Below are 6,874 nucleotides of genomic sequence, written 5' to 3'. Positions count from 1 at the left end.
CTTCCTCAGCTTCCTCGGCCTCGCCATCCCCAGCTTCCTCCTGGCCCTGGTGCTGATGTTCGTGCTGTCGCGCAGCTTCGGCGCCGATGTCGGCGGCTTCTTCTCGGCCGAATACATCAATGCGCCATGGAGCTGGGGCAAGGTCGCCGACCTGGCGGCGCATCTGTACCTGCCGGTCTTCGTCCTGGCCGTGCACGGCACCGCCTCGCTGGTCCGGATCATGCGGGCCAACCTGCTGGACGAGCTGAACAAGCCCTATGTCACCACCGCCCGCGCCGCCGGCCTGCCGGAGCGGATTGTGCTGCTGCGCTATCCGGTGCGGGTGGCGCTGAACCCCTTCGTCTCCACCATCGGCTGGATCCTGCCGGAGCTGGTGTCGGGCACCGTCATCGTCGGCGTCGTGCTCAGCCTGCCGACGGCGGGGCCGCTGCTGCTCGGCGCGCTCCTGACCCAGGACATGTACCTGGCCGGGTCCTTCATCCTGCTGCTCAGCGCGCTGACCATCCTCGGCAGCTTCATCTCCGACCTGCTGCTGGCTTGGCTCGACCCGCGCGTGCGGCACGGGTGAGGAGGACGCCATGACCGTCGCCGACCCGACCGCGATCCCCACCCCGCGCCGCGCCACGACGGCGGAGAAGGGGCAGTGGGCGCTGATCTACCGCCGCTTCCGCCGTCACCGCCTGGCGTGGTGGAGCGGGGTGGTGGTGATCGCGATCTACCTCGTGGCCGCCTTCGCCGAATTCGTCGCCCCCTACGGGCCGGAGACCTACAATTCGCGCTACACCTACGCGCCGCCGCAGATGCTGAAGTTCTTCGGCCATGACGCGCAAGGCAACTTCGCCCTGGCCTATGTCAACGGCATCAGGAGCACGGTCGACCCGCTGACGGTGCAGCGCGTCTATGTCAGCGACCCGAAAGCGGTGATCCCGGTCGGGCTGTTCGTGAAGGGCGAGCCGTACCACCTGCTGGGCCTGATCCCGTGGGACCGGCACCTGATCGGCCCGGTCGACCCGAAACAGCCCTTCTACCTGTGGGGCGCCGACCGGCTGGGCCGCGACGTGCTGTCCCTGACCATCCACGGCGCCCGCGTGTCGATGTCGATCGGCCTGGTCGGGGTGGCGATCAGCCTGTTCCTCGGCATCCTGTTCGGCGGCATCTCGGGCTATTGCGGCGGCTGGGTCGACGAGGTGGTGCAGCGGACCATCGACTTCCTGAAGTCGATCCCGACCATCCCGCTGTGGATGGGCTTCGCCGCCGCGATCCCGACCAACATCGACCCGCTGATGGTCTATTTCTGGATCACCGTGATCCTGTCGCTGCTGGGCTGGACCGAGCTGGCGCGCGTTGTCCGCGGCCGCTTCCTGTCGCTGCGCACCGAGGATTTCGTGCTGGCCGCGCGGCTCGACGGCTGCTCGCGCCAGCGGGTGATCTGGCGGCACATGGTGCCGTCCTTCACCAGCCACATCATCGCCTCGGTGACGCTGGCGATCCCGTCGATGATCCTGGCCGAGACCGCGTTGAGTTTCCTCGGCATCGGGCTGAAGCCGCCGGTGATCAGCTGGGGCGTGCTCTTGAAGGACGCGCAGAACCTGCTGGCCGTCACCACCGCGCCCTGGCTGTTCATCCCGGGCATCGCCGTCGTCGTCGCCGTGCTGGCGCTCAACTTCCTGGGGGATGGGATCCGCGATGCCGCCGACCCCTACAACTGAGCCCTTGCTGCAGGTCGAGGACCTGCGGGTGCAGATCGGCACCGATGACGGGCTGATCCGCCCGGTCGACGGCGTCAGCTTCGAGATGGAGGCCGGCAGGACCCTGTGCATCGTCGGCGAATCCGGCTCGGGCAAGAGCCTGACCGGCCGGGCGCTGATGAACCTGATGCCGGAGCGGATGAAGATCGCCGCCGGCCGCATCGCCTTCCGCACCGCCGCCGGCCCGGTGGTGGACATCGCCGGCCTGCCTCCACGCGGTCCTGCCATCCGCGCCATCCGCGGGGCCGAGATCGCGCTGGTGTCGCAGGAGCCGATGGCGGCGCTGTCGCCGGTGCACACCATCGGCCAGCAGCTCGGCGTCGTGATCCGCCAGCATATGGGCCTCAGCCGCAAGGCGGCGCGGGAGCGGGCGCTGGAATGCCTGGCCGATGTCGGCATCCCGAAGCCGGCCGAGCGGCTGGACAGCTATCCCTTCGAGTTCTCCGGCGGCATGCGCCAGCGCGTCTGCATCGCCCTGGCGCTGTCCTGCGGCCCGCGGCTGATCATCGCCGACGAGCCGACCACCGCGCTCGACGTGACCACCCAGGCCAACATCCTCGACCTGTTCAAGAAGCTCCAGGCCGAGCACGGCCTGTCGATCCTGTTCATCACCCATGACCTCGGCGTGGTCGCCGACGTCGCCGACCAGGTGGCGGTGATGTATCTCGGCCGGGTGGTCGAGCGCGGGTCGGTCGAGGAGATCTTCTACGACCCGCAGCACCCCTACACCCGGGCGCTGCTGCGGTCGGTGCCGACCCTCTCGCAGCAGCGCGTGCACCGGCTGGCGGCGATCCGCGGCATGGTGCCGTCGGCCTTCGCCCGGCCCGCCGGCTGCCCCTTCCACCCGCGCTGCGACCAGGCGGTGGCCGGGCTGTGCGACCGGCGCGACCCGCCGGAGACGCCGCTGGGCCCCGGCCGCGGCGCACGCTGCGTGCTGCTGGAGCAGCCGGCGGCCGTGGAGCCGAGGAGCATGCAGCATGCCTGAGCTCGCGCCCGAGAACCTGGTCGAGCTGCGCGACCTGAAGATGGAGTTCGCGCCGCGCCGGCGGCTGTTCCGCGCCGGCCTGTCCAACCCGGTCCGCGCGGTCGACGGCGTGTCCTTCGACATCCGCCGCGGCGAGACGCTGGGGCTGGTCGGCGAATCCGGCTGCGGCAAGTCCACGGTCACCCGCTGCATCCTCGGCGCCCATCAGCCGACCGGCGGCACCATCGCCTATCGCGACCCCGGGGGCCGCGTGGTCGACCTGGCGGCGCTGACCGAGGTACAGCGGCGGCCCTACTGCACCGATCTGCGCTTCGTGTTCCAGGACCCGCAGGCGTCGCTGGACCCGCGCATGACCGTGGTCGACCTGGTCGGCGAGGTGCTGCGCGTCAACGGCCTGGCGACCGGGCGCGAGATCCCCGGCATCGTCGCCGGGCTGATGGAGCGGGTCGGCCTGCGGCCCGAATACGCCCATCGCTACCCGCACGCCTTCTCCGGCGGCGAGCGCCAGCGCATCGGCATCGCCCGGGCCCTGGCTACAAGGCCGCGGCTGGTGATCCTGGACGAGGCGGTGTCGGCGCTGGATGTCAGCGTCCGGGCCCAGACCCTGAACCTCTTGAAGGATCTGCAGGAGGAGTTCGGGTTGACCTATCTGTTCGTCAGCCACGACCTCAGCGTCATCCAGTACATCTGCGACCGCGTGGTGGTGATGTATGTCGGCCAGATCGTCGAGAGCGCGCCGATCGACGCGCTCTACGCCCGGCCGCGCCACCCCTACACCGAGGCCCTCTTGTCGGCCCTGCCGGTGCCGGACCCGCGGCGCCAGCGGCAGCGCCGGCGCATCCAGCTGAAGGGCGAGGTGGCGGACCCCGCCAACCGCCCCTCCGGCTGCGCCTTCCACCCGCGCTGCCGCTTCGCCACCGACATCTGCCGCACCACGGCGCCGCCGCTGAAAGCCTTCGGCGACCACGCCGCCGCCTGCCACCATGCCGAGGAGCTCGACCTCCGCGGCGTCCTCTCCGACCCGAACCCGCAGGTTGCCCATGCCTGACATCATCCGCCGTCACGACAACGGCAACCGGCCGATCCTGCATCACGACGCCCGCATGGCCAGCGTGCATTTCAACCTGGTCCGGCTCGGCCCCGGCGAGGTCTTCGAGACCCGGCTGCCGGAGCATGAGGCGATCCTGGCCGTGCTGTCCGGCACGGTCGACATCACGGTCGACGGCGAGGTCTTCACTGCCGTCGGCCGGCGCGCCGACATCTGGTCCGGCCCGGCGGATTCGGTCTACGCCCCGGTCGGCAGCACCATCCGCATCACCGCCGGCGCCGGGCCGGCCGAGGTCGCGATCGGCGGCGGCATCACCGCCGAGCGCCACCCCGCCTTCCGTATCCCGCCGGAGGAGGTGGTGATGGTCGAGGTCGGGTCGCCGGAGACGCACAGCCGGCGCCGGATCTTCCACATCCTTGGCCAGAACGGGCAGGGGCGGGCGGGGCGCCTGCTGGTCAGCGAGCTCTATGCCGATGACGGGTGCTGGAACGGCTATCCGCCGCACAAGCACGACACCGACGTGCCGGGCCAGGACGGCCCGCGCGAGACCGCGCATGACGAGCTGTACCATTTCCGCTACGACCCGCCCTCCGGCTTCGGCGCCCAGCTGATCTACCAGGACAGCGGCGAGCCGCAGGCCTGGCTGACCCGCGACGGCGACACCTTCACGGTCGACCGCGGCTATCACCCCACCGTCACGTCGCCCGGCCATCGCGCCTACATCTTCACGGTGATGGCGGGGAAGACGCATCGCGGCCTGGTGCAGTATTTCGATCCCGCGCACGCCCATCTGATGGACCGGATCCCCGGCATCCAGGCGATGCGGGAGAAGTTCCGATGACCCTGTTCGACCTGACCGGCAAGCGCGCCCTCGTCACCGGCTCCTCGCGCGGCCTCGGCTTCTCGGTCGCCGCGGCGCTGGGCCGCCACGGCGCCACGGTGATCCTGAACGGCCGCGACGACGGGCCCTTGAACCAGGCGGTCGTCAAGCTGCGCGACGAAGGCATCGACGCCCATCCGGCCCGCTTCGACCTGACCGACCCGGACGCCGCCACGGCGGCCATCGGCCAGGCGGTGCAGACGGTCGGCGCGGTCGACATCCTGGTCAACAACGCCGGCATCCAGCTGCGCAAGCCGTTCCTCGACTTCGCGATCGAGGATTGGCGGATGATCCTCGACGTCCACCTGATCGGCAGCGTCGTCGCCGCCAAGGCGGTGCTGCCCGGAATGGTCGAGCGCCAGGCCGGCAAGATCATCAACATCTGCTCGCTGATGAGCGAGCTGGGCCGGCCGACCATCGCCCCCTATGCCTCGGCCAAGGGCGCGCTGCGCATGCTGACCCGCAACCTCGCGGTCGAGTTCGCGCGGCACAACATCCAGGTCAACGGCATCGGCCCCGGCTATTTCGCCACCGAGCTGAACCGCGCCCTGATGGACGACCCGGAGTTCGACGCCTTCGTCAAGCGCCGCACCCCCGCGGCCCGCTGGGGCCATCCGGACGAGCTGGGCGGCGCCGCCGTGTTCCTGGCCTCCGCCGCCTCCGACTTCGTCAACGGCCAGATCATCTATGTCGATGGCGGCCTGCTGGCTGCTGTCTGACAATGATGATTCCCATTTCCCGTCATCCCGGGCGCGGCGCAGCACGAAGTGGTGCGCCGCAGAACCGGGATCTCTTCGCGACAACGGCTCTGAGATCCCGTGTCTGCGCAGCGGCACTCCGCGCCGCAGCGCGCACGGGATGACGATCCGTTTAAGGATTCGGCGACATAAGGAACCTCTGCCGTGACCGCCACCCCAATCCGGGTCGACCTGACCGGCCCCGCCCGCCCGTGGAAGCGCTTCTGGCGCAGCACCGGCTTCTCGCCGGCGGAGCTGCTGCTGGAGCCGGAGATGCAGCAGGCGCTGGCCCATCTCGGCGCGGTGCCGAACCGCGGCATCGAGTATCTCCGGGTCCACTATATGCTCGACCTGGTGAAGGCGGACCGGCTGGGCGCCTATGACTGGACGCTGCTGGACCAGGCGCTGGACGCCATCGTCGGCCACCGGCTGAAGCCGTTCTTCGAGCTGATGGGCAACCCCGGCAAGCTTTACTCCGACCTGAACCAGGAGGCGCAGGTCCGGCACTGGCGCGACCTGGTCGAGGCCCTGGCCCGGCGCTGCGTCGAGCGCTACGGCGCCGAGGAGGTGCGCAGCTGGTACTTCGAGACCTGGAACGAGCCGGACATCTGGTGGAAGCTGGGCGGCGAGACCGGCTTCAACAACTACTACGACGCGTGTTCGGAAGGGCTGAAGGCCGTAGACCCGGCGCTGCGCCTGGGCGGGCCGGGCGTGGCGCGGCGGGTGCCGCCGATCTTCCGCAGCTTCCTGGCGCATTGCGACACCGGCACCAACTATTTCACCGGCGAGACCGGGGTGCGGCTCGACTTCATCTCGGTGCATGAGAAGGGGGCGGTGAAGCATCCGGAGGACCTGACCCCGGACACGGTCGGCATCTGCCGGCACGAGATGGAGGCCGTCAGCTACATCCGCGAGCACCATCCGCGCTTCGCGAACCTGCCCTTCATCAACAATGAATGCGACCCGCAGATCGGCTGGGAGCACTACCACACCTGGCACGCGATGCCGTATTTCGCCGGGCTGATCGCCAAGGTGATCGACCAGCACCAGCGGCTGCTGGTGGAGGCCGAAGGCGTCGACTACGACATCCTCAGCAACGACAACGGCTTCCTCGGCCGCTGGGGCCAGCGCACCCACCTGGCCTTCTTCGGCGCCCGCCAGTTCGACGCGGCGCAGCGCGAGTGGGTCACCGACCTCGCCGCCCTGGCCGACCGGCGCGCCAACCCGGAGCCCTTCGACTACGTCAAGAAGCCGGGTCTGACGGTGATGGAGCTGCTGGCCCTGCTCGGCGACCGCCGGATCGACGCGCCGGGCGCGCTCGACCCCGACCGCACCGGGCTCGGCGCCATGGCCACGCCGATCGCAGGCGGCGCGGCGGTGCTGCTGTACAACAGCGTCGACCGGATCTGGCGGTCGGGCGCCAACCCGGTGGCGCTGGAGGTGGCGGCGCAGGCTGTCGACGACGAGCTTGAGGTA

The 6,874-nt window shown here is 70.1% G+C and carries 6 protein-coding genes and 1 pseudogene; all 7 read left to right on the top strand.

Going from position 1 to position 6,874, the window contains the following annotated elements; all coding sequences use genetic code 11:
* Positions 1-568 (top strand): ABC transporter permease (locus ABDW35_RS28590; RefSeq protein ID WP_343717252.1); only part of this gene is annotated, 568 nt, incomplete at its 5' end.
* Between the two features lie 10 nt (positions 569-578).
* On the top strand, positions 579-1,709 hold the full coding sequence (locus ABDW35_RS28585; RefSeq protein WP_343717251.1) for an ABC transporter permease: 1,131 nt from the start codon (positions 579-581) through the stop codon (positions 1,707-1,709).
* Positions 1,710-1,713: 4 nt separating this feature from the next.
* Complete coding sequence (locus ABDW35_RS28580) at positions 1,714-2,733, top strand: ABC transporter ATP-binding protein (protein ID WP_343717250.1); 1,020 nt, start codon at positions 1,714-1,716, stop codon at positions 2,731-2,733.
* A complete protein-coding gene (locus tag ABDW35_RS28575; protein WP_343717249.1) occupies positions 2,726-3,781 on the top strand; it encodes an ABC transporter ATP-binding protein in 1,056 nt (351 codons plus the stop codon). Before ABDW35_RS28580 ends, ABDW35_RS28575 begins: the two co-directional genes overlap by 8 nt.
* Complete coding sequence (locus ABDW35_RS28570) at positions 3,774-4,622, top strand: 5-deoxy-glucuronate isomerase (protein ID WP_343717248.1); 849 nt, start codon at positions 3,774-3,776, stop codon at positions 4,620-4,622. The genes ABDW35_RS28575 and ABDW35_RS28570 overlap by 8 nt, the downstream gene beginning before the upstream one ends.
* Positions 4,619-5,380, top strand: a complete 762-nt coding sequence (locus ABDW35_RS28565; RefSeq protein WP_343717247.1) for an SDR family oxidoreductase — start codon at positions 4,619-4,621, stop codon at positions 5,378-5,380. Before ABDW35_RS28570 ends, ABDW35_RS28565 begins: the two co-directional genes overlap by 4 nt.
* A 183-nt stretch (positions 5,381-5,563) precedes the next feature.
* Positions 5,564-6,874 (top strand): annotated as a pseudogene (locus ABDW35_RS28560) (hypothetical protein); the annotation flags it as partial.

This window comes from Inquilinus sp., assembly GCF_039594555.1.
Taxonomy (GTDB): Bacteria; Pseudomonadota; Alphaproteobacteria; order DSM-16000; family Inquilinaceae; genus Inquilinus.
This window is presented reverse-complemented; position numbering and strand designations above follow the sequence as displayed.

Coding starts and splice junctions, on each gene's coding strand:
- ABDW35_RS28585 (WP_343717251.1), top strand. CDS start 579: ATGACCGTCGCCGACCCGACCGCGATCCCCACCCCGCGCCGCGCCACG.
- ABDW35_RS28575 (WP_343717249.1), top strand. CDS start 2,726: ATGCCTGAGCTCGCGCCCGAGAACCTGGTCGAGCTGCGCGACCTGAAG.
- ABDW35_RS28570 (WP_343717248.1), top strand. CDS start 3,774: ATGCCTGACATCATCCGCCGTCACGACAACGGCAACCGGCCGATCCTG.
- ABDW35_RS28565 (WP_343717247.1), top strand. CDS start 4,619: ATGACCCTGTTCGACCTGACCGGCAAGCGCGCCCTCGTCACCGGCTCC.